Annotated in this window: 20 protein-coding genes; 9 read left to right on the top strand and 11 right to left on the bottom strand. The window is 70.7% G+C overall.

What is annotated here, in order from left to right; all coding sequences use genetic code 11:
• Positions 1–3: 3 nt before the first annotated feature.
• The 6 genes from yidC (at position 4) to C6N75_RS00235 (ending at position 5,993) form a co-directional block, all read left to right on the top strand.
• Complete coding sequence (gene yidC, locus C6N75_RS00260; protein WP_105866779.1) at positions 4–1,251, top strand: membrane protein insertase YidC; 1,248 nt, start codon at positions 4–6, stop codon at positions 1,249–1,251.
• Positions 1,252–1,292: 41 nt separating this feature from the next.
• The gene (locus tag C6N75_RS00255; RefSeq protein WP_105866778.1) at positions 1,293–1,802 is read left to right on the top strand and encodes a Jag family protein; all 510 of its coding nucleotides are present in this window, start codon (positions 1,293–1,295) and stop codon (positions 1,800–1,802) included.
• A 110-nt stretch (positions 1,803–1,912) separates the two neighbouring features.
• The gene (gene rsmG, locus C6N75_RS00250) at positions 1,913–2,623 is read left to right on the top strand and encodes a 16S rRNA (guanine(527)-N(7))-methyltransferase RsmG (protein WP_105866777.1); all 711 of its coding nucleotides are present in this window, start codon (positions 1,913–1,915) and stop codon (positions 2,621–2,623) included.
• 267 nt (positions 2,624–2,890) lie between these two features.
• Entirely contained in the window at positions 2,891–3,967 is a 1,077-nt protein-coding gene (locus C6N75_RS00245) for a ParA family protein (protein ID WP_105866776.1), read from the top strand.
• Positions 3,964–5,040: a ParB/RepB/Spo0J family partition protein gene (locus tag C6N75_RS00240; protein ID WP_105866775.1), complete on the top strand. Its 1,077-nt coding sequence runs from the start codon at positions 3,964–3,966 to the stop codon at positions 5,038–5,040. The genes C6N75_RS00245 and C6N75_RS00240 overlap by 4 nt, the downstream gene beginning before the upstream one ends.
• A gap of 335 nt (positions 5,041–5,375) precedes the next feature.
• Positions 5,376–5,993, top strand: coding sequence for a GNAT family N-acetyltransferase (locus tag C6N75_RS00235; RefSeq protein ID WP_105866774.1), 618 nt, complete (start codon positions 5,376–5,378; stop codon positions 5,991–5,993).
• A 131-nt stretch (positions 5,994–6,124) separates the two neighbouring features.
• Here C6N75_RS00235 and trxA read toward each other — a convergent pair whose 3' ends face one another.
• The 7 genes from trxA to C6N75_RS00200 form a co-directional block, all read right to left on the bottom strand.
• Positions 6,125–6,472, bottom strand: coding sequence for a thioredoxin (gene trxA, locus C6N75_RS00230; protein ID WP_105866773.1), 348 nt, complete (start codon positions 6,470–6,472; stop codon positions 6,125–6,127).
• Positions 6,473–6,519: 47 nt separating this feature from the next.
• Entirely contained in the window at positions 6,520–7,494 is a 975-nt protein-coding gene (gene trxB, locus C6N75_RS00225; protein ID WP_105866772.1) for a thioredoxin-disulfide reductase, read from the bottom strand.
• 151 nt (positions 7,495–7,645) lie between these two features.
• Positions 7,646–8,668, bottom strand: a complete 1,023-nt coding sequence (locus C6N75_RS00220; RefSeq protein WP_105866771.1) for a hypothetical protein — start codon at positions 8,666–8,668, stop codon at positions 7,646–7,648.
• A complete protein-coding gene (gene sigM, locus C6N75_RS00215) occupies positions 8,665–9,396 on the bottom strand; it encodes an RNA polymerase sigma factor SigM (protein ID WP_105866792.1) in 732 nt (243 codons plus the stop codon). Before sigM ends, C6N75_RS00220 begins: the two co-directional genes overlap by 4 nt.
• Before the next feature lie 10 nt (positions 9,397–9,406).
• On the bottom strand, positions 9,407–11,155 hold the full coding sequence (locus tag C6N75_RS00210; protein WP_105866770.1) for a protein kinase family protein: 1,749 nt from the start codon (positions 11,153–11,155) through the stop codon (positions 9,407–9,409).
• Between the two features lie 130 nt (positions 11,156–11,285).
• Positions 11,286–13,454: a murein biosynthesis integral membrane protein MurJ gene (gene murJ / locus C6N75_RS00205; RefSeq protein ID WP_105866769.1), complete on the bottom strand. Its 2,169-nt coding sequence runs from the start codon at positions 13,452–13,454 to the stop codon at positions 11,286–11,288.
• A gap of 46 nt (positions 13,455–13,500) precedes the next feature.
• Positions 13,501–15,921, bottom strand: coding sequence for a DUF6049 family protein (locus C6N75_RS00200; protein WP_181160270.1), 2,421 nt, complete (start codon positions 15,919–15,921; stop codon positions 13,501–13,503).
• A 221-nt stretch (positions 15,922–16,142) separates the two neighbouring features.
• On the opposite strand from C6N75_RS00200, the gene C6N75_RS00195 reads away from it, so the two are divergent.
• Positions 16,143–17,585 carry a CCA tRNA nucleotidyltransferase gene (locus C6N75_RS00195; RefSeq protein ID WP_105866768.1) on the top strand — a complete coding sequence of 481 codons (1,443 nt, stop codon included), beginning with the start codon at positions 16,143–16,145 and terminating at the stop codon, positions 17,583–17,585.
• 168 nt (positions 17,586–17,753) lie between these two features.
• Here C6N75_RS00195 and C6N75_RS00190 read toward each other — a convergent pair whose 3' ends face one another.
• The 3 genes from C6N75_RS00190 to C6N75_RS00180 form a co-directional block, all read right to left on the bottom strand.
• Positions 17,754–19,019 (bottom strand): MFS transporter, encoded by a 1,266-nt coding sequence (locus C6N75_RS00190; protein WP_105866767.1) that lies wholly within the window; start codon positions 19,017–19,019, stop codon positions 17,754–17,756.
• 70 nt (positions 19,020–19,089) lie between these two features.
• Positions 19,090–20,172 carry an inositol-3-phosphate synthase gene (locus C6N75_RS00185; protein WP_105866766.1) on the bottom strand — a complete coding sequence of 361 codons (1,083 nt, stop codon included), beginning with the start codon at positions 20,170–20,172 and terminating at the stop codon, positions 19,090–19,092.
• A gap of 47 nt (positions 20,173–20,219) precedes the next feature.
• The gene (locus C6N75_RS00180; protein ID WP_105866765.1) at positions 20,220–20,900 is read right to left on the bottom strand and encodes a PadR family transcriptional regulator; all 681 of its coding nucleotides are present in this window, start codon (positions 20,898–20,900) and stop codon (positions 20,220–20,222) included.
• Between the two features lie 390 nt (positions 20,901–21,290).
• Here C6N75_RS00180 and C6N75_RS00175 point away from each other — a divergent pair, with 390 nt between their 5' ends.
• Both C6N75_RS00175 and C6N75_RS00170 read left to right on the top strand, forming a co-directional pair.
• Positions 21,291–24,068 (top strand): transglycosylase domain-containing protein, encoded by a 2,778-nt coding sequence (locus tag C6N75_RS00175; protein ID WP_105866764.1) that lies wholly within the window; start codon positions 21,291–21,293, stop codon positions 24,066–24,068.
• 157 nt (positions 24,069–24,225) lie between these two features.
• A complete protein-coding gene (locus C6N75_RS00170; RefSeq protein WP_105866763.1) occupies positions 24,226–25,713 on the top strand; it encodes a glycosyltransferase family 87 protein in 1,488 nt (495 codons plus the stop codon).
• A gap of 69 nt (positions 25,714–25,782) precedes the next feature.
• Here C6N75_RS00170 and C6N75_RS00165 read toward each other — a convergent pair whose 3' ends face one another.
• Positions 25,783–26,814, bottom strand: a complete 1,032-nt coding sequence (locus C6N75_RS00165) for an alanine racemase (RefSeq protein ID WP_105866762.1) — start codon at positions 26,812–26,814, stop codon at positions 25,783–25,785.
• Positions 26,815–26,859: the final 45 nt, after the last annotated feature.

Raw genomic sequence — 26,859 nt, 5'->3', positions numbered from 1 at the left:
TTAGTGGACACGATTGCCAGTCTGTTCAGCTTCATCACCACACCCGTCTCGTGGATCATCGTCCAGTTCCACAGTCTGTACGGCGCGATCTTCGGGCCCGACACGGGCTGGGCCTGGGGTCTGTCGATCGTGTCCCTCGTGGTGCTGATCCGTATCTGCCTGATCCCGCTCTTCGTGAAGCAGATCAAGTCGATGCGGAACATGCAGGTGCTCCAGCCGAAGATGAAGGCGATCCAGGAGCGCTACAAGAACGACCGCCAGCGCCAGCAAGAAGAGATGATGAAGCTGTACAAGGACGCGGGCACCAACCCGCTGTCCTCGTGCCTTCCCATCCTGGCGCAGTCGCCGTTCTTCTTCGCCCTCTACCACGTGCTCTCCAGCATCGCCTCGGGCAAGACCATCGGCGTCATCGACGAGCCGCTGCTCGCCAGCGCCCGTCAGGCGCACATCTTCGGCGCTCCGCTGGCCGCCACCTTCACCGACAGCGCCGAGAAGGTCGCCAGCCTCAACGCCTCGATCGTCGACGTCCGCGTCGTCACCGCGATCATGATCGTGCTGATGTCGCTGTCGCAGTTCTACACGCAGCGCCAGCTGATGCAGAAGAACGTCGACCTCACGGTGAAGACCCCGTACATGCAGCAGCAGAAGATGCTGATGTACATCTTCCCGGTGATCTTCGCCGTCATGGGCATCAACTTCCCCGTCGGCGTCCTCGTCTACTGGCTGACCACCAACGTGTGGACCATGGGTCAGCAGATGTACGTGATCAACCAGAACCCGACCCCGGGCAGCAAGGCGCAGGACCAGTACCTGGAGCGGCTGCTGAAGAGCGTGTCCACGCACGGGGAGATCCGCGGCCGTCGCCGGCGCAACATCCTGCGCGCCATCGTGGCCAAGGGCCCCGACCGCAACGACAACGAGCGCAAGTTCATCTCCAGCCTGGCCAAGGCGGGCTTCTCGCCGCAGGCCGACGGCACGGTCACCAAGGTCGACCCCGCCACCGCCGAGGCGGAGCTGTCCGGCGCCCGCCGCCAGCAGCCCAAGCGGCAGACCAAGGCCAAGCGCCAGCAGGCCGGGACCCAGCCGACCGGCTCCCAGGATGCCGACGAGGCGGTGTCGCTGGAGAAGCCCGACGCTCCCTCCGGCGCCACGCCCAAGCAGGCCGCCAAGCCCGCCGGCGCCCGTCAGCAGGCCAAGTCCGGACAGCGCAAGGGCCAGCAGCGGCCCAAGCACCCCTCGTCCAAGAAGTAAGCCCGCCCACCAGCACCACGACGTACCTAAGGAGCCCATCCGTGACGGAAGCCACGACCTCCACCGCTGAGGGTGGCGACACCCTGACCCGCCTGGAGCAGGAGGGTGAGATCGCGGCCGACTACCTGGAGGGCCTGCTTGACATCGCCGATCTCGACGGTGACATCGACATGGACGTCGAGGCGGACCGTGCCGCGGTCTCCATCGTCAGCGACGTGGACGCCCGCGACCTGCAGAAGCTGGTGGGTCGGGACGGCGAGGTGCTGGAGGCGCTCCAGGAGCTGACCCGGCTGGCCGTGCACCGGGAGACCGGCGACCGCAGCCGGCTGATGCTGGACATCGCCGGCTTCCGCGCCCAGAAGCGCACCGAGCTGGCCGAGCTCGGCGCCCAGGCCGCCGACGACGTCAAGAACAGCGGCGAGCCGGTCCGGCTGGAGCCGATGACCCCCTTCGAGCGCAAGGTCGTCCACGACGCGGTGGCCGCTGCCGGTCTCCGCAGCGAGTCCGAGGGCGAGGAGCCGCAGCGCTTCGTCGTCGTGCTCCCCGCCTGACCCTCCGCACCGACCCGGCCCCGTCTGCTCGCAGGCGGGGCCGCGTTCGTCAGCCAGCCCATCTCCCTTAGCCTCGGTAAAGCGACAGCGGTACGGAAGGACGGTTTCCCGTGACGGAAGCAGAACAGCTTCCCCAGGCGCCCCCGGAGGCGCGGAAGATCTTCGGCGAGTTCTTCCCGGAGGCGGTCCGGTACGCCGAGCTCCTCGCCGACGCGGGCGTCCGGCGCGGCCTGATCGGCCCGCGCGAGGTGCCGCGGCTGTGGGAGCGCCACCTGCTGAACTGCGCGGTGCTCTCCGAGGTGGTGCCCGAAGGGGTCACCGTCTGCGACGTCGGCTCCGGTGCCGGGCTGCCCGGCATCCCCCTCGCCCTGGTCCGTCCCGACCTGAAGATCACCCTGCTGGAGCCGCTGCTGCGCCGCACCAACTTCCTCCAGGAGGTCGTCGAGCTGCTGGGCCTGGACCATGTGACCGTCATGCGCGGCCGGGCCGAGGAGGTCATGGGCAAGCTCCCGCCCGTGCACGTCGTCACCGCCCGCGCGGTGGCGCCGCTGGACCGGCTGGCCGGCTGGGGCGTCCCGCTGCTGCGCCCCTACGGCGAGATGCTGGCGCTCAAGGGCGACACCGCCGCGGAGGAGATCCAGGGCGCCCGTGCCGCCCTCAGCAAGCTCGGCGTCGTGAACACCTCGGTGCTCCAGGTCGGCGAGGGCCTGGTCGATCCCCTGTCCACGGTGGTCCGGGTCGAGGTGGGCGAGAGCCCCGGCGGCGTCCGCTTCGCGGCCAAGCGCGCCAAGGCCGCCCGCACCTCACGCCGCCGCCGCTGACCTGGTCGGTGTCACCGGGACGCCCGCCGCACTGGCGGTGGGCGTCCCGTATGTGTGCATGCCGGAGTGTCGTGACTCCCGGCCCCCGCGGCGAGTGCCTCAATGTTTCACGTGAAACGTCGCCCACTGCTGCAGGGAATCATCGGCCGCGGTCGCGCGGCTGCCGCACCGCGAGACCGCAAGCCGCCCGCGCGGGTGGCCCGGTTGTCCACAGAGGTGGAGTTGTCCACAGAACGACCGACCTCGCTGGTTCACGACCCCGAAACCATGACAGGCTCTCCCCACTGCGAGCCTGAAGCCGAGGAGAGTGAATCCTTGCGGTCCGACGCCAACATCGCGGGCGCGATGACCGACCCGGTCCCCGGTCCCCGCACCGAATCGGCGGGGGAGGATGTTTCACGTGAAACACCGCCCCCGATGGACGACGCGCCCGTGGGACGCTCCGCCCACCTGGCGGTCGAGGCACTGGGCCGCGCGGGTCAGGGTCTCCCCCGGCCGGAGCAGACCCGCATCATCGTGGTCGCCAACCAGAAGGGTGGGGTCGGCAAGACCACCACCACGGTCAACCTGGCCGCATCGCTGGCCCTGCATGGGGCCCGGGTCCTGGTGATCGACCTTGACCCGCAGGGCAACGCCTCCACCGCCCTCGGCATCGACCACCACGCGGAAGTCCCGTCGATCTACGACGTCCTGGTCGACAGCAAGCCGCTCTCCGATGTGGTGCAGCCGGTCCCGGACGTCGAAGGACTCTTCTGCGCCCCGGCCACCATCGACCTGGCCGGCGCGGAAATCGAACTCGTCTCGCTGGTGGCTCGGGAGAGCCGTCTCCAGCGGGCGATCCAGGCGTACGAGCAGCCGCTGGACTACGTCCTGATCGACTGCCCGCCGTCCCTGGGCCTGCTCACCGTCAACGCCCTGGTGGCCGGCGCCGAGGTGCTCATCCCGATCCAGTGCGAGTACTACGCGCTAGAAGGACTGGGGCAGTTGCTGCGCAACGTGGAACTGGTCCGCGCCCACCTCAACCCGTCGCTGCACGTCTCGACCATCCTGCTCACCATGTACGACGGACGCACCCGGCTTGCCTCCCAGGTGGCCGAGGAGGTCCGCAGCCACTTCGGCGACGAGGTCCTGCGCACCAGCATCCCGCGCTCCGTCCGCATCTCCGAGGCGCCCAGTTACGGCCAGACCGTCCTGACCTACGACCCGGGCTCCAGCGGTTCGCTCTCTTACCTCGAAGCTGCCCGCGAGATCGCCCTGCGCGGCGTCGGCCTCAGCTACGAGGCGCAAGCCACCCATCTGGGCAACCAGAACAACCAGCACAGCATGTCGGAGGGGACCACATGAGCGAACGACGAAGGGGTCTGGGACGCGGACTCGGTGCGCTGATCCCCGCCGCACCCCAGGAACGGTCCGCCCCCACGACGGGAGCGCACTCCGCTGCCCCGGGTACGGGGTCCACCCTGACCGCCGAGCGGGGAGTGGCCGCCGCCAAGGTGACCTCGATCCCGCAGAGCAGCGCCCCGGTGGACGGCTCCCCGACGGCGCCCGAGCCGGCCTACACGGCACCCGAAGGCGCCTACTTCGCCGAGCTGCCGCTGGACGCCATCACTCCCAACCCGCGCCAGCCGCGCAAGGTCTTCGACGAGGACGCGCTGGCCGAGCTGGTGACCTCCATCCAGGAGGTCGGCCTCCTCCAGCCCGTGGTGGTGCGAGAGCTGAGCGCCGACCGCTACGAGCTGATCATGGGCGAGCGCCGCTGGCGGGCGTCCCAGCAGGCCGGATTGGAGCGCATCCCCGCGATCGTCCGGGCCACCGAGGACGAGAAGCTCCTCCTGGACGCCCTGCTGGAGAACCTCCACCGAGCCCAGCTCAACCCGCTGGAAGAGGCCGCCGCGTACGACCAGCTCCTCCAGGATTTCGACTGCACCCACGACCAGCTCGCCGACCGCATCGGACGCAGCCGCTCCCAGGTCACCAACACCCTGCGGCTGCTGAAGTTGGCACCCACCGTGCAGAAGCGGATCGCCGCCGGAACCATCCTGGCCGGTCATGCCCGGGCCATACTGCCCGTGGAAGACCCCGAGGCCCAGGAAGAGCTGGCCCGCCGCATCGTGGCGGAAGGGCTCACGGTGCGCAATGTCGAGGAGATCGTGCGGCTGATGGGCTCCGAGCCCGCCGCGCCCAAGAGCAAGGGCCCCCGGGCCGGCGCCCGGGTGTCTCCGGCCCTGTCCGAGCTGGCCACCCGTCTCTCCGACCGCTTCGAAACCCGGGTCAAGGTCGACCTGGGCCAGAAGAAGGGCAAGATCGTCGTCGAGTTCGCCTCCATGGAGGACCTCGAGCGCATCCTCTCCACGCTCGCGCCGGAGGAGGGCCCGGTGCTCCCGCGCGGCGAGGCCGAGCCCGACTCCCCGGCGTAGTCGCCGGCCCCCGGCGACCGGGCGGTAGGGACCTTTTACCCGGGGCGGGTCCAGGTCCCCAGGGCACGCCCCTGGGGGACGCGGACCCGCCCCGGTGGCCTGTTCCTGTATGCGCCTCATCACCCCATCGATACGATGCGTTCTGGTATGCGCATCCGGCCTGATCCGCCGCGGAGGGAGAGCCCTGGCATGCGAGAGATGAGCCGCAGCCAAGTGGTGACAGCGACACTGGGACTGGGTGTCGTCGGAGGGTTCATCGGCAGTCTGCTTCGGGAGCGGAGCACGCTGGCAGCCGCACTCGACGCGGCTGACGAAGGAAGTGAGGATCACCCCTCATGGGGCGTCGGCTCGTACCGCTCACGCTGGACAACCTCCCGGATCTCCCCCAGCGCTGCCGCACCTGTGTCTTCTGGGAGCTTGATCCCGTCAGTGGAGAAGCCGCAGTAAGAGGAGGCACGGCGGATCAGGAGAAGGAAGCCTGGATCTCGGCCGTCCTGCTGGACTGGGGATCGTGCGGACGCGTCGTCTATGTCGACGACGCCCCGGCCGGCTTCGTGCTCTACGCTCCCCCGGCATATGTGCCCCGGGCCACGGCCTTCCCGACCAGCCCGGTCTCGCCGGACGCGGTCCAGCTCATCACCGCACTGATCGTCCCCGGCCATCAGGGGCAGGGGCTCGGCCGGGTCCTGGTGCAGACGGTCGCCAAGGATCTGCTCCGCCGGGGCTTCCGGGCCATCGAGGCGTTCGGCGATGCGCGGTGGAAGGAGCCGGCCTGTCTGCTGCCGGCCGAGCATCTGCTCTCGGTGGGGTTCAAGACGGTGCGGCCCCATCCCGTGTATCCGCGGCTTCGGCTGGAGCTGCGCTCCACGCTCTCCTGGAAGGAGGACGTGGAGCTGGCCCTGGATCGGCTCCTCGGCGGGGTGAAGAAGGAGCCGGCCCTGCGGCCGCTGTAGCCGCCCCGCCCATGTTGAACGGCCCACCCCGTGGAGGGATGGGCCGTTCAATGTTTCACGTGAAACATCGGCCGGATGTTTCACGTGAAACGTGGTCCCATGCTGGGGCCCTGGATGAGGAGACGTCCGGCTCAGGCCTTCGCGGTGGCGTCACCGAGGAAGGGCTCCAGGTCGCGCACGATCGCGGCCTTCGGCTTGGCGCCGACGATGGTCTTGGCGACCTCGCCGCCCTGGTAGACGTTGAGCGTCGGGATCGACATGACCCCGTACTTCGCCGCCGTGGCCGGGTTCTCGTCGATGTTCAGCTTGACGACCTCGATCTGGTCGCCGTGCTCCTGGGCGATCGCCACCAGCGACGGGGCGATCTGGCGGCACGGTCCGCACCAGGCGGCCCAGAAGTCGACGAGCACGGGCTTGTCACTCTTGAGGACGTCCTCCTCGAAGGACGCGTCGGTCACGTTCTTCAGGTCGCCGGCCACGGCGGCCTCCTTCACTTCGCGGGGTGTGTGAGTGGGAATGGGATGGGTCAGATCGCCGCGGTCTTCTCGGGCTCAGCGGTCTGCTCGCTGTCCGAGAGGGCCGCGAGGAAGCGCTCGGCGTCCAGGGCCGCGGAGCAGCCGGTGCCGGCGGCGGTGATGGCCTGCCGGTAGGTGTGGTCGACCACGTCACCGGCGGCGAAGACTCCCGCCAGGTTGGTGCGGGTCGAGGGGGCGTCCACCTTCAGGTAGCCCTCGTCGTCCAGCTCCAACTGGCCCTTGAACAGCTCGGTGCGCGGGTCGTGGCCGACGGCGATGAACAGGCCGGTGACCGGCAGCTCACTGGTCTCGCTCGTCTTGGTGTCGCGCAGCGTCAGCCCGGAGAGCTTCTGCTCGCCGTGGACCGTGGCCACCTCGCTGTCCCAGGCGAACCGGATCTTCGGGTCGGCGAAGGCCCGCTCCTGCATCGCCTTGGACGCCCGCAGGGTGTCCCGGCGGTGCACGATGGTGACGGACTTGGCGAACCGGGAGAGGAAGGTCGCCTCCTCCATGGCGGTGTCGCCGCCGCCGACCACGGCGATGTCCTGGTCCTTGAAGAAGAAGCCGTCACAGGTGGCGCACCAGGACACGCCCCGACCCGACAGAGCGTCCTCGTTGGGCAGACCCAGCTTGCGGTGCTGGGAACCGGTGGTGATGATCACGGCCTTGGCGCGGTGGACGGTGCCCACCGTGTCGGTGACCGTCTTGATCTCACCCGTGAGGTCCACCGAGACCACGTCGTCCGGGATCAGCTCGGCGCCGAAGCGCTCGGCCTGAGCCCGCATGTTGTCCATCAGGTCGGGGCCCATGATGCCGTCGCGGAAGCCCGGGAAGTTCTCCACGTCGGTCGTGTTCATCAGCGCGCCACCGGCGCTGACGGCACCCTCGAAGACCAGCGGCTTCAGCGAGGCGCGCGCCGTGTACAGCGCTGCCGTGTAGCCGGCGGGCCCGGAGCCGATGATGATCACGTTACGGACGTCGCTCACGGGTTTCTTCCTCGTCTCTGCAGACTGCACTACTGCCTACGGGCGGGTCCAAGGACTCTCACCCCACGCAACGGATACTACGGGCGATGCATTCCCGGGTCGGGAACGCGGCCCGGAGACGGCCGGCGGGCAGCAGGGACGAGGAGCGGTCTCAGGGGCGCGGGTAGTCGTGCGTCAGCAGGACAGTCGCCTTGTCGCCGTCCGGCAGCTGGGTGCAGGAGGCGTCCATCACATACGCCTGCACCAGCTTCGGGTCCCGGGCGTGCGGCATGACCACCAGATAGGCGGCCGAGCCCTGGTAGCTGCCCTGCCGGGCGGCGAGCGCGGTCTCGCTCCTACCGGTCCCCTCCTGGACGCACGGCGGGACGGCGACGCCCTCGGTGCGGAAGGTGGAGGGGGCGTCGGCGCTGCGCGGGGACCGAGGAGACTTCTCCGCCTCGCCTTGCTGGGCGCTCTCCTGGCTGCTCTTCGCGGCCGGGCCCAGCAGCTCCTTGACCTGGCTGCCCACCGGCGCACCGGCGAACGTCTCCTGCTGGGCGGAAGCCGCCGAGCGGTCGGCACGGGCGGCGGTGGGCGGAGCATCGGCAGGCTGGATCGCCTGTAGCACGAAGACGCTCATGCCGACGGCGGCCACCCCGAGCACGGCGCCCAGCACGGCCCCGCGCCGCCGGCGCGTCGAGCGCTGACCGCGCCCCGGCCCGGCAGTGCCGCCGGGGGCGGTCGGGGCGGCGGAGCGCCCGGCCGGACGATCGGCGGCACCGGACCGAGGCCGCTCGTCCGATGCGGTGGTGGAAGCCGGAGCGGCCGCTGATGTTTCACGTGAAACATCAGCGGTTGCGACATCAGCGGTCGGCTCCCCACCCGACGGCTCGTCCGCCGGCGTTGTTTCACGTGCAACATCGCCGGTCGAGGGGGCGGTCGCGTCGAGCAGTGCCTCAGCGGCCAAGGCCGCGTCGATCCGGCCGGCGACGTCGGCGGGCATCCGGGTCGGCCCCGGCAGGGTGCCCAGCAGGCCGCGAATCTCCTCCAGCGAGGAGCGGACATCGGAACAGAGCGGGCAGGCGTCCACATGGGTCCGGACGGCGGCCGTACGGGACGGCGGCAGCAGGCCCTCGGTGAGATCGGAGATCTCCGAGACATCCGGGTGCCGGGTCGTGTCGGTCGTGGATGTCATGCGCGCCCACCTCCGCCCTTCACTGCTGCAGGATCGTGCGGTCCCGCATCCCTCGGTCCCGACGCCGGTGGGACGGATGTCCCTGGCGTCCGGTTCCTTCCCCGGTCGCTGGTCGCGCTATCCCCGTTGTCGCCGCGCAGATGAGTGAGCATGGGCAGGAGGCGTGCCCGGCCCCGCGCACAGCGGCTCTTGATCGTCCCGGTGGGGACGCCGAGGATCGCGGCGGCCTCGGCGACCGGATAGCCCTGCATGTCCACCAGCACCAATGCCGCCCGCTGCTCGGCCGGCAGCCTGCCCAGTGCCGCCAGCAGCTCCCGGTGGAGGTCGTGGCGCTCGGCGGGGGCCTCCGCCGACTCGTGCGGCTCCAGGAGCTGCTCCAGCTTCTGGGTGTCGTCCACCGGGGAGGTCTTGCGGGAGTCCGCCTTGCGGGCCCGGTCCAGGCAGGCGTTGACGGTGATGCGGTGCAGCCAGGTGGTGACCGCCGACTGACCACGGAAGGTGTGGGCAGCACGGAACGCGGATACCAGTGCGTCCTGGACGGCGTCGGCGGCCTCTTCCCGGTCGCCCAGGGTCCGCATCGCCACGGCCCAGAGCCGGTCGCGATGGCGTCGGACCAGCTCGCTGAACGCGTCCGGGTCGCCGGCGACATGCCGCGCCAGGAGATCGCGGTCGTCCACCGTGCCCAGCTCGTCGGCTTCCAAGGGTGCGCCCCCTCCCTGGCTGCTCATGGCGATGGCGTCAGCCGGTGAAGCGCACGTCGGCGACACCCTGTTTGTATCCGGGCGAACTGTAGCCGTCCTGGCCCGAGTACGGCATGGCGGTGATCCACATCAGCACATAGCGGCTCTTGACGGGCTTCTCCGCCTTGAGGTCCAGCGTGGTGCCGCTGGTGGTGCCCTTCGCGATCTGCTTCAGGGAGCCCACCGGGTCGCCCGAACTGCCGCCCGGGGAAAGCGAATCGGTGGCGTAGAGGGCAACCGTGGTGTGGTCGCCGCCGTAGCGCAGGGCCAGGGTGGCGGTGGACACGTCCTTCTCGGCGCCGAGGTCGTAGACGATGCCCACACCCCGCTTCACCGTGGGGGCGAACTCCGGCCCGTCCACGTAGTACTTGGTGCGCCAGTGGCTTTCCTGGTCGCCGTCGTAGGTGTCGGCGACGTCCTCTGGCTTCTGCGCGACGCCGTCCGGGGCGTACTCCTGGGCGTCCTGCACCTTCAGCGGCACCGGGACGCCGGGCTTTTTGTCATCTTCCTCGCCGCCGCCGGTGGTGGTCGTGGTGGACTGCGAGGGGTTGGGTTCGTCGGCGGCGTCCTGACGGCCGAGGAGCTTGTCGGCGATCTGCCAGCTACCCAGCCCCAGCGCGGCGATCAGTAGCGCCGAGACCACCCACTTCAGCGCCTTGCCGGTGCGGGTCTGGAGCGGCGGAGGCGGCAGCGGCGGCAGCGGGGCGACCGGGCCGGCGTGGTGCCCCGTGCCCCGACTGAACCCCTGCTGATAGGTGGTGCCCTGCTGGTATTCGGCGGCGGTGGGGAACTCCGGCTCGGGCGGCCGGATCCGGGGCATCGCCGCGACGGCCTTGGCCAGCTCGTCCGGCGTGGTGCAGGGCTGCTCCTGCCGGGAGGCGGTGGCGCCGTCGTTGACCAGGGCGCGCATGGCGATCTCGGAGAGGCCCCGGTGCACCCCCGCCCGTACCTGGTCCGGAGGCAGCAGGCCGATCGTCTTGGGCAGCCCGGACAGTCCGTGGGCGTCGTTCTCATACGGCCAGCGCTGGGTGAGCGCCGCGTACAGCAGCGCCCCGATGGCCTCGGTGTCGGTGCGCTGGGGGCGCTCGGCGCTGATGCCGCGCAGGGCCGCGTTCACCGCGAGGCCGCGGATGCGGTACTGGCCGGTGGAACTGCGCAGTACCGCTCCAGGGGTGAGCCTCAGGTGGGCCAGGCCCTCGCGGTGGGCGGCCGCCATGGCCTGGGAGACCTGGCTGACCAACTGGTAGGCGTCGTGGGCCTCCATGGGGCCGGCCGCCAGCAGGTTGGTCAGCTCGGTGGCGTCGGGCAGCCACTCGTGGACCACGTAGACCAGTTCGCTGTCCTCGACCGCGTCGAGGACCTGGACGAACCGCGGATCGCCCAGCAGGGCGGAGGAGCGGGCGGCGGCCAGCACCGACCGGGCCCGGGGGTGACGGGCGGGCAGGACATGGACGCCGACCGCGCGGCGCAGCTTCTCGTCGACTGCGCGCCAACTGCTAAAGCCGTCCAGACGGGTGACGCACTCCTCCAGCCGGTACCGTCTGGCGATCTTGTACCCGCTGTGCAGTTCCGGGGCGGCGGGGGCGGGTGGCTCACCCGGCGCCCGGTCGCCGTCTTCCGCGGACGTGTCCGTCGGATCCTGCGCCTGCTCCACCCCGTCGGTCGCGGCCTTCTCCGCTTTCGCGGTCAGCGGCTCGTCACCGCTGTTGTCGGCCACGTCGACGGCAGCCGTGCTCCGTTCCGCCACCGTCGTTCCTGCCTCCCCATCCGTAGCGCCATGTCTGACAGCCATGCCAATTGTGCCCACAGTCCGGTGCTATGCACGACACGCGGCCCTGGGCGATGGTTGTGCGACCGGCCCCGGTTCGATCTCCCGGTCAGCGGCCGAGCCGGCCGCGGACCATGCCCACCATGGCGTTGAGCTCGGCGATCCGCATTTTCCGGGCCGCCACGTAGAAGACCATCAGCAGCACCAGCCCGCCGACGAGCAGGGCGATCAGCGATCCGCCCGCGCCGCGTCCGAGCAGTTCCAGGACGCCGAACGCGACGGCGCCGCCGGCCACCGCGGCGGGCAGCGAGGCCATGCACAGCCGGGCGTAGGTGCGCACCACGTGCGCCCCGTCCAGGTCGCCGCCGAGCCGCAGGCGCAGCCGCCGCCAGGCGACGCCGACGCCGACCGCGTAGGCCAGGCCGTAGGCGGCGGCCATGCCGACCACCGCCCACCGGGCCGGCAGGACGAGGTAGCAGACGGCGGAGGCCGCCGCGTTGACCGCGGCCACGATGACCGTGTTGTAGAAGGGGGTGCGGGTGTCCTCGTAGGCGTAGAAGCCACGCAGCACCACGTACTGCACCGAGTAGGGGATCAGGCCGAGGCCGAACGCCATCAGGATGAAGCCCATCCCGGTCGCGGCCTGATCGCTGGCGGAGGCGTACAGCAGGGTGCACATCGGCAGGCCCAGCGCCAGCAGGGCGAAGGAGATCGGCACGATGGCGACGGCGGAGTTGCGCAGGCCCTGCGAGATGTCGTCGCGGACGGCCCCGGGGTCGTCGTCGTGTGCGGCGCGGGAGATCCGCGGCAGCAGCGCGGCCATCACCGAGACGGTGATGATGGCCTGCGGCATGCCCCAGATGAGCTGGGCGTTGGAGTAGGCCATGATGCCCGCGCCGTCCTGGCCGGAGGCCTTGCCGGCGGCGGTGGCGAGCTGGGTGACGACGACCACGCCGGCCTGGTTGGCGAGGACGAACAGCACCGTCCACTTGGCCAGCTTCACCGTCTTGCCGAGGCCGTGGCCCTTCCAGTCGAACCGGGGGCGGAACCTGAAGCCGGCCTCCCGCAGGTAGGGCAGCATCGCCAGGGCCTGGACGACGAGGCCCAGCAGGGTGCCGATGCCGAGCAGCCGCACGCCCTCGGCGGGGATGGTCTCCACGCCCATCCGGGACGCGGCGGAGGTGCCGTAGATCCAGATGAACATGCCGAAGGTGAAGATCACCACGATGTTGTTCAGGACCGGGGTCCACATCATCGCGCCGAACCGGCCGCGGGCGTTGAGGATCTGCCCCATCACCACGTGCACGCCCATGAAGAAGATCGTGGGCAGGCAGAACCGGGCGAAGGTGACCGCCACGCTGTTGGCGGCGACGTCGTCCGCGATGGGATCCGACATCGCCTTGACCAGCAGCGGCGCCCCGATCACGGCGAGCGCGACGATCACGCCGAGCGCCACCATGACCAGGGTGAGCAGCCGGTTGGCGTACGCCTCGCCGCCGTCCTCGTCGTTCTTCATGGAGCGGACGAGCTGCGGCACGAACACCGAGTTCAGTCCGCCGCCGACGGTTAGGATGTAGATCATCGTCGGCAGGGTGGCGGCCACCGTGTAGGCGTCACCGAGCACGGCGGCGCCGAGCGCGCCGGTGATGACCAGGGTGCGGGCGAAGCCGGTGAGCCGGGAGACCAAAGTGCCGGCGGCCATCACGGCGCTGGACTTCAGCAGGCCGGAGGCACGGCCGCCGGACTTCTTGACGGCCGGGGCCGGTCCGGGGGCCTCCTCGGGCTCCGCCGGCGCGGGCTGCCCGCCCTGCCCCTGCTGGTCGCGGTACAGGTGCGCGAAGGCGTCCGGCTCGGGATGCTCCTCGCCGGCCCGGGTGACGAGGTCGTCCACACCGGTGAACTGCACGGTGCGGGCGTCGTCGCCGTAGGGCAGGTGCCGGGAGGGGCCGTCGGGCTCGGGCGCCGGGGTCTGCGCCCACACCCGGGGGTCGGGCGCGTACTGCGGGGCCACCGGCTGCTGGTAGAGCGGCTGGGGCTCCGGGTAGGTGCCGGGAGGCGGCGGCGGGTGCGCCGCCCGGTCGTACAGCGCCTCCCCGACCGGGTCCTGCGCGGCCAGGTCGCGGCTGCCGTAGGGGTCCTGGTCGTAGGCGTGCTGGAGGTACGGATCGGGCGCGGCGAGCTCCGGCGGGTACGGGACCGGCTCGGGGGCCGCCCCGTCGTGGGGCGTGCCGCCTCCGCCCGCGCCCGGACCGCGGTCACCGTCGTACGGCGCGTTCATGGTTTACCCACCCTCATCGTCCCCGGCCGACCGGCCACGACATCGCTCAACGGTCCACTTTCTCACCCTGGCCCGGCGCGGCGGTGCTTTGCGCCGCGGTGTCCGGCGCGGGGTCACTCGGCTGCCCGGGGCCGGACGCGGCCCCCGGACGGTCGTCCTCGGCGGAGTCGGAACCGGCCCCGACCGGTCCGCCGTCGCCGCCCTCGGGGCCCGGACCGCCGTCGGTGGGTGCGTCGTCGGCTTCGCCGCCGCCGTCCGCCGCGGCGCGCTTGCGCTGGGTGTACATCCGCACCCCGGCCAGCACCAGCAGCAGGAAACCGCCGGCGATCACCAGCATCACGGTCGGCGTGATCTCCGAGACCTCGACGGTGAAGGTCATCGGCCGGCCGTACCGCTTGCCGTCGGGGGTGAAGAGCTGTGCGGTCACCGGGACCCGGCCGTTGGCGGCGGCGGACGCGGTGAACTTCACCGACTGGCTGTGCCCACCATCGATGCGCACCGGCAGCTCGGCCACCGAGGAGTCGCCGTTCAGCTTCAGCCGGGTCGGCTTGGTCGAGGTCAGCCGCAAGGTCAGCCGGTCGATGCCCTGGACCAACTGGTTCTGCACCGTGACCGGGATGGTGGCGCTGCGGCCGGACAGCGTCAGATCGGACTTGTCGATCAACTGCACCTCGGCCGTGAGGTTCTTCAGATGGCGCAGCACCCCGGTCCGGTAGCCGTTCGCTGCCTCGGCCTGACCGCGCCAGGACGTCGACATCCCCCGGTCGATGGCGTTGCCGAACGGCGTCACCACCCGGTCCGGCTGGGTGAGGATGCCCGCGAAGTCGTCCAGCGTCTCCTGGGTGGTGCGCACATCGCGGTACGTCGCCACCGGTAGCTCCGCCGCACGCAGCCGACCCGGGTAGCGCCGCTCACCCGGTACCTGGGTGGCGGCGCCGGGATCCGGCTTGGCGGCAGCGGCCGCGACCAGGTCGCTGGGCTGGCTCCAGCGCTGGGCGGAAAGGGCCCGCAGGGCGGTCGCCATCGACTGCGCCTGCGCGGCGCTGGGCATCCGCTGCGGGGCGACGACGATGTTGCGTTCCTTGCCCGGCTGCTGGTGGGTGAGGGCGAGGGTCTGCGCCAGGAACTGCTGGACCGCGAGGGTGGAGGAGTCGGCTCGGGTCATGTCGCCCTGGAAGGCGGTGGACAGTGAGGCGTCCGAGACCACGGCGGTGGTCCCGCCGCCGATGGGCCGGGCGGCGTTCGGCGCGTAGGAGAGGTCGTCGCGCAGACTGTCGCCACGGGCGATGATCTTGTCCGCACCGGCCGAGGTGGCGACGTCGACGATCGAGGGGTCGACGGCCCCGTCGACGGGCCAGGCGAAATCCACCGACGGCTTCACGTGAAGGATGGTCTCCACGGCGGTCTCGGCGACGTCCGTGGCGGGTCGGAGGTGGCTGAGCGAGCCGGACACCTCCTTGCCCCGGTGCGCCAGCGAGGCCAGGTCGGGGTCCCCGTAGGGCAGCGCGACGACCTTGCGGCCCTGTACCGCCTTCTCCAGCGAGTCCAGCCACCGCTCGGCGACGGCCTGGTTCTTCCCGGCGACCTGCTGATCCCCGTTCTTCACCTGGTAGCTGTTGGTCATCGCCTCGACCGTGGCCAGCAAGTCCGGGTCGATCACCCAGGTCACCGGCAGCTCCGCGCCCAGGGAGACGAGCCGCTCCAGCCGGCCGCCCGGGGCCAGCTCCGCGGCCAGTTTGTCGTCCTCGAACACCGGAGTCTGCTGGTCGTCCGTCCCGGTCTCGGCGGAGAGGTGGGCGGAGGAGACCAGCGGCCAGAGATAGGTGAGCTGCGTCTTCTTCTCCGTGGCCTCCGGCTGCCACGGCAGGAAGGTCCGCTCGATGCCCAGGACCTGGTCGTAGGGCTCGCTCGGGGTACGCCCGGAGAGCGTCACCCCGAGCTGGTAGACGCCCTCGCCGTCCAGTCCCAGCTCGTCCACCGGCACCCGCAGGCTGAAGTCCTGGCTCACCCCGGAGGGCAGCGCGGGGATCCGCACCCGATAGGAGCCGCCCAGCGCCTCGCCGTCCGCGCCGGACCGGAACGCGCCGCGCTTGGCGACCGCGTCGATCTGGCCCCGGCTGGACATCCGTGAGCCCAGTCGCACGTCCACCGTGGCCGGGCCGACCGTCTCCTTGCCGCGGTTGGTCACCGTGCCACTGACCGTGAGGGTGTCACCCTCCATGGGCGTGTTCGGCGAGAGCGTGTCGATCGCCACATCCACCGACCCCCGCTCGGGGGCCTTCGCGGCGGCGTTCGCGGCGGCGAGCCTCGCCGGCTGCTGCGGGGCGGCGGGGGCGGCATGCGCCGGCGGCATGGTCAGCAGAGCCGCCAGCAGCGGTGCCCCGGCCAGGACCGCGGCCATCCGCCGCAGCCGGCGCCGGGCAGGCCCGGGACCGGTCGTCCCCTGGAGATCTGCCGCCTCGGCCACGTGCTCGCCCGTCCTCGTCGTCTGTCGCGGTCCCTGATCGCCGGATTCCTTGCGTCCTGGCGTGGTGCGGGTTCCTTGCGTCCAGGCATGGTAACGAGCACCGCGGCCGCCGAGTGCCGCGGACTGCTCCACAAGATCGCGACCGGAGCGGCGCGGGGTGCGGCTCCCGAGAGCCGAATACCGGGCGGTGCCCAGGGCGGCGACACGTACCCTTTTCTGTTGTGCCGAACGCCAACGAAGAGACCCCGACCGCCCTGAGTCAGGTGCAACGCCGCGCCGTCAGTGAACTGCTGCGCGTGTCCCCTGTCGCCGACGATCTCGCCCGCCGCTTCCAGGAGGCCGGGTTCAGCCTCGCGCTGGTCGGAGGTTCGGTACGCGACGCGCTGCTCGGCCGGCTCGGGAACGACCTCGACTTCACCACCGACGCCCGCCCCGAGGACGTACTGAAGATCGTCCGGCCCTGGGCCGATTCGGTATGGGACGTCGGCATCGCCTTCGGCACCGTCGGCTCGCAGAAGGCCGGCTACCAGATCGAGATCACCACCTACCGCTCCGAGGCGTACGACCGCACCTCGCGCAAGCCCGAGGTCTCCTACGGCGACTCCATCGAGGAGGACCTGGTCCGGCGCGACTTCACCGTCAACGCCATGGCCGTGGCCCTGCCGCAGAAGGACTTCATCGACCCGCACGGCGGACTGGAGGACCTGGCCCAGCGCGTGCTGCGCACCCCCGGCACGCCGCAGGAATCGTTCTCCGACGACCCGCTCCGGATGATGCGGGCCGCGCGCTTCGCCGCCCAGCTCGACTTCGACGTCGCACCCGAGGTGGTGGAGGCGATGTCGGGAATGGCCGAGCGGATCGAGATCGTGTCCGCCGAGCGGGTGCGTGACGAACTGAACAAGCTGCTGCTGTCCGCCAACCCCCGCAAGGGCCTGGGCCTGCTGGTCGACACCGGGCTCGCCGAGCGCGTCCTGCCGGAACTGCCGGCGCTGCGCCTGGAGCGGGACGAGCACCACCGCCACAAGGACGTCTACGAGCACTCGCTGACCGTGCTGGACCAGGCGATCGACCTGGAGCAGGACGGCCCCGACCTGGTGCTGCGGCTGGCGGCGCTCCTGCACGACATCGGCAAGCCCCGCACCCGCCGCTTCGAGCCGGACGGCCGGGTCTCCTTCCACCACCACGAGGTGGTGGGGGCCAAGATGACCAAGAAGCGCATGACGGCGCTGAAGTACTCCAACGAGCTGGTACGGGACGTCTCGAAGCTGGTGGAGCTGCACCTGCGCTTCCACGGGTACGGCACCGGTGAGTGGACCGACTCGGCGGTGCGCCGCTACGTCCGGGACGCCGGTCCGCTGCTGAGCAGGCTGCACAAGCTGACCCGGTCGGACTGCACCACCCGCAACAAGCGCAAGGCGTCCGCGCTCTCCCGCGCCTACGACGGTCTGGAGGAGCGCATCGCCCGCCTCCAGGAGCAGGAAGAACTGGACGCCATCCGACCGGACCTCGACGGCAACCAGATCCAGCAGGTCCTCGGCATCACGCCGGGCCCCGCGGTCGGCCGGGCCTACGCCTTCCTGCTCGACCTCCGCCTGGAGAACGGGCCGATGGCGTACGACGACGCCGTGGCAGCGCTGAAGGAGTGGTGGGCCGCCCAGGAGTGAGGCGGAAGCTTCCGTCGATGTTTCACGTGAAACATCGACGGGAGGGCGGTGCCGGCGGGCTCAGGTGGGATGTTTCACGTGGAACATCCCTCCCCAAGCCTGGGGACGCGGCAAGCGGGGCGATGTTTCACGTGAAACATCGCCCCGCTCTCATGCCGAGACCTCCGCTCACAGTGCCTGCCGGGCCCGCCAGCGCAGGAGCAGGGCCGCCACCAGTGCGTAGAGGGCGGTCACCAGCAGGACGATGGGCACCGACCGTCCATCCGGTGGCAGCAGGAGCACGGAGACCGCGGCTGCGGCGACGAAGGCCGTGTTGTAGAGCACGTCGTAGAGCGAGAAGACCCGGCCGCGGTGGGCGTCGTCCACCTGCGTCTGGACGACCGTATCGGTGGTGATCTTCACGCTCTGGGTGGTCAGTCCCAGCACGAAGGCCGCGGCGAGCATCGGGACGAGCGCGAACGGCAGACCAAGCGCCGGAGTGAGCACGGCGGCCGACACCGTGCAGCCGGTCATCCAGCCCGCCCGGCCCCAGCGGCCGATCCCCCACGGGGACAGCACGGCCGCCGCGAAGAAGCCCGCTCCCGAAACGCCCACGGCCAGCCCCAGCAGGCCGAGCCCCTGCGACTCGGTGGACGACCAGGCATACCGGCAGAGCATCAGCACCATCACGGTGAGCGCGCCGTAGCAGAAGCGCACCACCGTCATCGCCGCGAGCGCCCGGGCGGCCGCGCGCCGCTCGGAGAGATGGCGCAGCCCGTCCAGCAACCCGCGGGCGGTGGAGAGCAGGGCGGCCCGGAGCCGGGACTGCACCTGCTCGGGGTCCGGGCCGAGCAGTTCGCGCCCAAGCAGCAGGGAGACCAGCGCCGAGCAGAGGTAGAGGACGGCGCCCACCAGCAGGACCGCGGCATCCGAGTCTGCTCCCGCCAGCCGGACGGCGAAGGCGATGCCGCCGCCGGCGGTGGCGGCGAGCGTGCCGGCGGTCGGGGAGATCGAGTTGGCCATCACCAGCCGGTCGGCGTCCAACACCCGGGGCAGCGCGGCGGAGAGCCCGGCCAGCACGAACCGGTTGACGGCGGTCACCGAGAGCGCGGAGGCGTAGAAGAGCCAGTCCGGGACCGAGGCGACGACGAGCAGCGCCGTCGCGCCGGCGAGGGTGGCCCGCAGCAGGTTCCCGTACAGCAGCACCTGGCGCCTCCGCCAGCGGTCGAGCAGGACGCCGGCGAACGGTCCGAGCAGGGAGTACGGCAGCAGCAGCACGGCCATGGCCGAGGCGATGGCCGCGGGCGAGGTCTGCTTCTCGGGAGAGAAGACGACATAGGCGGCCAGCGCCACCTGGAAGACGCCGTCGGCGCACTGGGAGAGCAACCGCACGGCCAGCAGCCTGCGGAAGTCCCCCAGTCGCAGCAGCACCCGCAGATCGCGCACGACGGACATGGCGACAAGGGTCACACACGGCGAAGGTCCCCGGGCAGGAGCCACGGGGACCTTCAGCGGGAGGCGCGGATCAGCGCTCGACCTCGCCCTTGATGAACTTCTCGACGTTGGCGCGGGCCTCGTCGTCGAAGTACTGCACCGGCGGGGACTTCATGAAGTACGAGGACGCCGAGAGGATCGGGCCACCGATGCCCCGGTCCTTGGCGATCTTCGCGGCGCGCAGCGCGTCGATGATGACACCCGCCGAGTTCGGCGAGTCCCACACCTCCAGCTTGTACTCGAGGTTCAGCGGGACGTCACCGAAGGCGCGGCCCTCCAGGCGGACGTAGGCCCACTTGCGGTCGTCCAGCCAGGCCACGTAGTCCGAGGGGCCGATGTGGACGTTGTTCTCGCCGAGGTCCCGGTCCGGGATCTGGGAGGTGACGGCCTGGGTCTTGGAGATCTTCTTGGACTCCAGCCGCTCCCGCTCCAGCATGTTCTTGAAGTCCATGTTGCCGCCGACGTTGAGCTGCATCGTGCGGTCCAGGACGACGCCCCGGTCCTCGAACAGCTTGGCCATCACGCGGTGCGTGATGGTGGCGCCGACCTGCGACTTGATGTCGTCGCCGACGATCGGGACACCGGCCTCGGTGAACTTGTCGGCCCACTCCTTGGTGCCGGCGATGAACACCGGGAGGGCGTTGACGAAGCCGACCTTGGCGTCGATGGCGCACTGCGCGTAGAACTTCGCGGCGTCCTCGGAACCGACCGGCAGGTAGCAGACGAGGACGTCGACCTGCTTGTCCTTGAGGACCTGGACGACGTCGACCGGCTCCTCGGCGGACTCCTCGATGGTGAGCCGGTAGTACTTGCCGAGCCCGTCCAGGGTGTGGCCGCGCTGGACCTGGACGCCCGTCGAGGGCACGTCGCAGATCTTGATGGTGTTGTTCTCGCTGGCGCCGATGGCGTCGGAGAGGTCCAGGCCGACCTTCTTCGCGTCCACGTCGAAGGCGGCGACGAACTCCACGTCCTTGACGTGGTAGTCGCCGAACTGCACGTGCATGAGACCCGGCACCTTGGCCGCCGGGTCGGCGTCCTTGTAGTACTCGACGCCCTGCACCAGCGAGGCGGCGCAGTTGCCCACGCCGACGATGGCTACGCGAACCGAACCCATTCCGGTTGCTCCCTGTGTTCGTTCGAGGCCCGCTTGCATGCGGGACCTCACTTTTCGGTGTCGTCGGACGGATCCGGCCGGGTGCTGCCCCCGTGCCGGGGCAGGCCGCCCGTGTCAGATGTGTCGTCCTGCCGGACGGAACCGCCGGGAGCGGTGTGCCGTCGGTCCCGCCCGGCCCGCTCGCTCTCGATGAGCTCGTTCAGCCAGCGCACCTCGCGCTCCACCGACTCCATGCCGTGCCGTTGCAGCTCCAGCGTGTAGTCGTCCAGGCGCTCACGGGTGCGGACCAGCGAGGAGCGCATCTTCTCCAGGCGCTCCTCCAGACGCGTGCGCCGGCCTTCCAGCACCCGCATCCGCACCTCGCGCTCGGTCTGCCCGAAGAAGGCGAAACGGGCGGCGAAGCTCTCGTCCTCCCAGGTGTCGGGACCGGTGTGGGAGAGCAGCTCCTCGAAGTGCTCCTTCCCTTCCGCCGTCAGCCTGTAGACGATCTTGGCGCGGCGGCCGGCGAGCGACGCGGCCAGCGCCTCCTCCGGGGCGCTGCCCGGTTCCTCGATCAACCAGCCGTTTGCGACCAGCGTCTTGAGGCAGGGGTACAGCGTCCCGTAGCTGAAGGCCCGGAAGATCCCGAGCGAGGTGTTGAGCCGCTTGCGCAGCTCGTACCCGTGCATCGGCGCTTCCCGGAGCAGACCGAGGACGGCGAACTCGAGGATGCCGGAGCGTCTGCTCACCCGTCTTCTCCTCTTCCGCCGCCCGTCACGCGCTGCCGGGTGCCCACGTATCGGCGCGCTATGCCGATCCGATGTATCGGTCCGATACATCCCGACGATAGGGGTGGGGCGGTGGTGCGACAAGGGCGACCTGGGTGAGCGGCATCACATACGCGGAACGCAGTAAACGACTTGCCTGATTTGGGGGGAACTTCGGTCCGCCATGGTTTGGCGGTCTGCGTAGTCTGTGCGGCATGCACACCACTGGGAACCGCGTGACCACGGGAAGCGTCCTCTCCCTGGGTGCATTGCGGATGAGCCCCGGCATGTGCTCGTCCGTATCCATGTCGGGGGACCGGAACTCAAGCGCCGCTTCCAGGCCGCAGTGCCTGCCCGAGGAGTAGTCGTTCGATGAGCGAGCACCGTCGCAAACCGCCGCAGCCCCAGGGTGGCGGGCGTGCCGCGGCCAGACGAGCCGCCCAGCAGTCATCCGGCCGCCGGGCGGCTCCCGGCCGTCCGGACCCGCAGCCGCAGCACGGATCCCACGGCGAGGAGCAGCCGGCCTACGGCGGCCGCGCCGAGGCCCGGCGGGCCGCGCAGCGCGGTGGACGCCGGCGTGGCGCTCCGGCGGCGGCCGCCGCCGCGGCGGGCGGGCCTCCCGGCAAGAAGCGGTTGATCGACTACCCCCGCCACGACAAGTACGGCTGGCGGCGCTGGACGCCGTCCTGGAAGCTGGTCGGCGGGCTGTTCCTCGGGTTCGTCGTGTCGGTGCTGGGCGCGTCGGCGATCGCGTACGCCTGGGTGGACCTGCCGGACATGGCGAAGACCGCCAAGGCGCAGAACAACGTCTACTACTGGGCCGACGGCAAGCAGATGGCCGCGACCGGCGGCGAGATCAACCGGCAGAACCTCGCGTACGAAGACATCCCCAAGAACATGCAGAACGCGGTCGTCTCCGCGGAGAACAAGTCGTTCTGGGACGACTGGGGGGTGGACCCCAAGGGTATCGGGCGTGCCTTCTACAACATGGCGAGCGGCGGCGACACCCAGGGCGGCTCCACCATCACCCAGCAGTACGTGAAGAACGCCATGCTGGACGACCGGAGCCAGACCCTCTCCCGTAAGGCCAAGGAGCTCTTCATCTCCGTGAAGGTCGGCCAGAAGAGAACCAAGGAGGAGGTGATGGCGGGCTACCTCAACACCTCTTACTACGGCCGCGGCGCCTACGGCCTGCAAGCCGCCGCCCGCGCCTACTACGGCAAGAGCGCGAAGGACCTGAACGCCAGCCAGTGCGCCTTCCTCGCCGCCGTCCTCAAGGGCTCCACCTACTTCGACCCGGCCGGCGCCCCCGAGATCGACCCCAAGGGCGCCACCCGGGAGGAGAACACCCGGCGGGCCACCGAGCGCTGGGGCTGGATCCTCGATCAGATGGTGCAGGACGGCCACCTCACGGCGGCGGAGCGCGCCGACTTCACCGAGTTCCCGATGCCCGAGGAGCCGAAGAAGGAAGCCAAGCTCGGCGGGCAGATCGGCTACCTGGTCGACACCGCCAAGGCCAACTTCATCAACAACAACGACCAGGGCATCACGGCCAAGGACCTCGCCGAGGGCGGCTACGAGATCCACACGACCTTTGACAAGACGAAGGTCGACAAGCTCGAGAAGTCCGTGCAGGCGGTCTACGACAAGCACATCGACCCGAAGAAGCGCCCGGAGACCGACACCCACGTCCAGTTCGGCGGCGCCTCGGTCGACCCCAGGACCGGCGCCCTCGTCGCCATCTACGGAGGCCAGGACGCCACCAAGCACTACACCAACAACGCCGACAAGACCGGTGCCGCGGTCGGCTCGACGTTCAAGCCGTTCGTGCTGGCCGCGGCGATGCGGGACGGGGTGCGCGACCCCGAGGGTGACTTCGAGCAGGGCTCGGACACGCGCCGGATCATCGACCCGGACACGGCGATCTACAACGGCGACGACGGCCTGAAGATCAAGAACTACGACGGCAGCGTCTGGCACGACGAGAACGGCAAGGAGTGGAACCAGACCAACGACGAGCACACCGACTACGGGGACATCAACCTGCGTGAGGCGATGATCCACTCGGCGAACTCGCCGTTCGTCCAGCTCGGCATGGACATCGGCATCAAGCAGGTCCGGGAGGCTGCGGTCGACGCCGGTCTGCGCGAGGACAGCCTGATCGGCGCCGACGTGCCGTCGTTCTCCATCGGCATCTCCGACCCCAGCGCCATCCGGATGGCCGGCGCATACGCCACCTTCGCCGCCAACGGCAAGCAGCGCGAGCCCTATTCGGTGACCAAGGTGGAGCGGCTCGGCGAGACCGTCTACACGCACGACGGCGGGAAGTCCAAGCGGGCGTTCTCCAGCGCGGTGTCCAGCAACGTCACCGACGTGCTCCAGGACGTCGTGAAGAAGGGCACCGGCAAGAACGCCAGGCTGCCCGGCCGGCCGGTCGCCGGCAAGACCGGAACCACCGACGGAAACAAGTCGGCCTGGTTCGTCGGCTACACCCCGCAGCTCTCCACCGCGATCGACATGTACCGGCTGGACGACAACGCGGCCAACAAGAACCGCAAGTTCGAGGAGATGTTCGGCACCGGTGACCAGCCGAAGATCCACGGCTCGTCGTTCCCGTCGCAGATCTTCCAGGCGTACATGTCCAAGGCGCTCGACGGCGAGAAGGTCATGCGGTTCCCCGAGCCCGAGGACCTGGACGCCGACACCGTGTACGGAGGCGGCGCGAAGAGCCCCGAGCCCACCCCGTCCCCGGAGCCCTCGACGCAGAGCCCGTCGCCGAGCCCGACGCCGAGCAAGCCGTCCCCCTCTCCGTCCAAGGAGCCGTCGAAGGAGCCGACCAGCCCCTCCCCGTCCACCTGCGGTCCGTTGGACTGGACGTGCGACGACGGTGACAACGGCGGTGGCGACCCGAACGGCGGCCAGACCGGCGGAGGCGACGACGGCGGCACCGCCGAGGGCCAGGACGGTGGCGCCACCGACGGCGGCGTCACCGAGGGCCAGAGCAACGGCGGCCAGACGAACGGCGGCCAGAGCAACGGCGGCCAGAGCAACGGCGGGCAAGCCAACGGCGGTCAGAGCAGCGGTCAGACGAGCGGCCAGACCAGCGGCCAGACCGGCGGCGGAGGCTGGCTCGGCGGCCAGGACGGCTGACCACCACTCCCCCGCACCCGGCACCAGGGCCGCCGCGCCCCGCGTACCCCCCCCCACCGGTGGGCCGGCGGGGCGCGGCGGCCCTCGCCGTATCCGGGCCGTACCCGCGTCACGCCAGCGGCGGGGGCGCACAGCGCCGTACGGCAGGATGTCCCCCATGCCGATCCCGGAGAAGACGACGAGCGCGCCACGCGACCGGTCCGTCGTGGCCCCGACCCGACACGACGAGGTCGCCGCCGCCGCCAGCGAGCTGGTCGGCGGGCGGTTCGGCCGCTGGGCGCGGCCCGGCGGTTTCGCGCTGTCCCCGGTACGGGTCGTCGCCCTGACGGTGATCGGCATGTTCGCCCTCGGCATGGTGCAGAAGCTGCCCTGTTACAACTGGGCCTGGTTCCGCGGCACCAGCTCCCAGTACACCCACGCCTGCTACTCCGACATTCCGCACCTGTTCGTCGGGCGCGGCTTCGCCGACGGGCTGGTGCCGTACTTCGACCGGCTCGGCGGCGACATGCCGTATCTGGAGTACCCGGTGCTGACCGGGCTGTTCATGCAGGTCGCATCCTGGTTGACGCTCCCCTTCGACGGGGACCTGATGTACCGCGAGCAGATGTACTGGCTGCTCAACGCCGCCATGCTGATGGTGTGCGCGGTGGTGACCGCGGTCTGCACCGCCCGCACCCACCGCCGCCGGCCCTGGGACGGCCTGCTGGTCGCCCTGGCCCCGGCCCTCGCGCTCACCGCCACCATCAACTGGGACCTGCTCGCCCTGGCGCTGACCGCCGCCGCGATGCTGATGTGGTCCCGCGAGCGGCCGCTGGCCTTCGGCGTGCTGCTCGGGCTGGCCACGGCCGCCAAGCTCTACCCGGCGCTGCTGCTCGGACCGCTGCTGCTGCTGTGCTGGCGGGCCTGGCGGTGGCGGGCGTTCACCACCGCCCTGCTGGGCGCGGCCGGCGCCTGGCTCGCGGTCAACGTACCGGTGCTGCTGTTCGCGCCGGAGGGCTGGAAGCAGTTCTACGCCTTCAGCCGGGAACGCGGCATCGACTTCGGCTCGTTCTGGCTGGTCATCACCCAGCGCACCGGCGGGCAGATCGAACCCGCCGACGTCAACACCTACGCCATGCTCCTGATGGGCCTGGCCTGCGCCGGCATCGCGGCCCTCGCCCTGATGGCGCCCCGCCGCCCGCGCTTCGCCCAGTTGGCGTTCCTCGTGATCGCGGCGTTCATCCTCACCAACAAGGTGTACTCGCCGCAGTACGTGCTGTGGCTCATCCCGCTCGCCGCGCTGGCCCGCCCCCGCTGGCGCGACTTCCTCGTCTGGCAGACGTGCGAGGTGCTGTACTTCCTCGGCATCTGGCTCTACCTGGCGTACACCTCCAGCGGGGACAAGCAGGGCCTGCCCACCGAGGGCTACCAGTTCGCGATCGTCCTGCACGTCGCCGGCACGCTCTACCTGTGCGCGGTCATCGTGCGCGACGCGCTGCGCCCGGACCGCGACGTCGTACGCCGCGACGGGTCCGACGACCCCTCGGGGGGCGTCCTGGACGGGGCGGAGGACGTCTTCACCGTCGGCGAGGCCGCCCGGGCCCCCCGGCACGCGGAGCGGACGGCGACCTGGACGCGGGTGGAGTGGGGCGCGGCCCGCGAGTGACACCCCTGCGGCAGACGGCGGCGGCCCGGTCCTCGGAGGACCGGGCCGCCGCCTTCGGCGCGGTGGTTCCTAGCGCTCGACCAGGCGGTCGTACTGCGTGGTGGTGTGCCGCAGGTGGGCGACCATCTCGTCGCCGACCCGGGGCTCCTGGGCGTCGGAGGGCACGAACAGGATGGACACCTGCATGTGCGGCGGCTCGGCGAACCAGCGCTGCTTGCCCGACCACACGAACGGCGACAGGTTGCGGTTGACCGTGGCCAGACCGGCCCGGGCGACGCCCTTGGCGCGCGGCATCACGCCGTGCATGGCCTTCGGGGCCTCCAGGCCCACGCCGTGCGAGGTGCCGCCGGCGACGACGACGAGCCAGCCCTCGGAGGCGGTGCGCTGCTGGCGGTAGCCGAACCGCTCGCCCTTGGCGACCTTGGTGACGTCCAGCACGGCGCCGCGGTACTCGGTGGCCTCGTGGTCGCCCAGCCACAGCCGGGTGCCGATCCGCGCCCGGAAGCGGGTCTGCGGGAACTGCTGCTGGAGCCGGGCCTGCTCCTCGGCACGCAGATGGCTGACGAACATGGTGTGCAGCGGCAGCCGGGCCGCGCGCAGCCGGTCCATCCACGCGATGACCTCCTCGACGGCGTCGGTGCCGTCGGTGCGGTCCAGCGGCAGGTGCAGGGCGAAGCCCTCCAGCCGTACGTCGTCGATGGAGTTGTGCAGCAGGTGCAGCTCGTGCTCGCCGATGCCGTGGCGCTTCATCGAGCTCATGCACTCGATGACGACCCGGGCGCCGACCAGGGCGTGCACCCCGTCCACCGAGGACACCGAGCGGATGACCCGGTCCGGCAGCGGGACCGGCTCCTCACCGCGCCGGAACGGGGTGAGCACCAGCAGGTCGCCGCTGAACCAGTCCTTGATGCGGGCGGCCTCGTAGGTGGTGCCGACGGCCAGCACGTCGGTGCCGAGCCGGGCGGCCTCCTCCGCGAGCCGTTCGTGGCCGAAGCCGTAACCGTTGCCCTTGCACACCGGGATCAGCCCCGGGAACTGGTCCAGCACGGTCTTCTGGTGCGCCCGCCAGCGAGCGGTGTCGACGTAGAGGGAGAGCGCCATGGCCGGACTGACCCTTTCTCAAGGCTTCGGTGTGGGGTGGTCGGG

The organism is Streptomyces solincola, from assembly GCF_002982015.1.
Taxonomy (GTDB): domain Bacteria; phylum Actinomycetota; class Actinomycetes; order Streptomycetales; family Streptomycetaceae; genus Streptomyces; species Streptomyces solincola.
The sequence above is the reverse complement of the archived record's forward strand: the minus strand, read 5'-3'. Positions and strand labels throughout refer to the sequence as shown.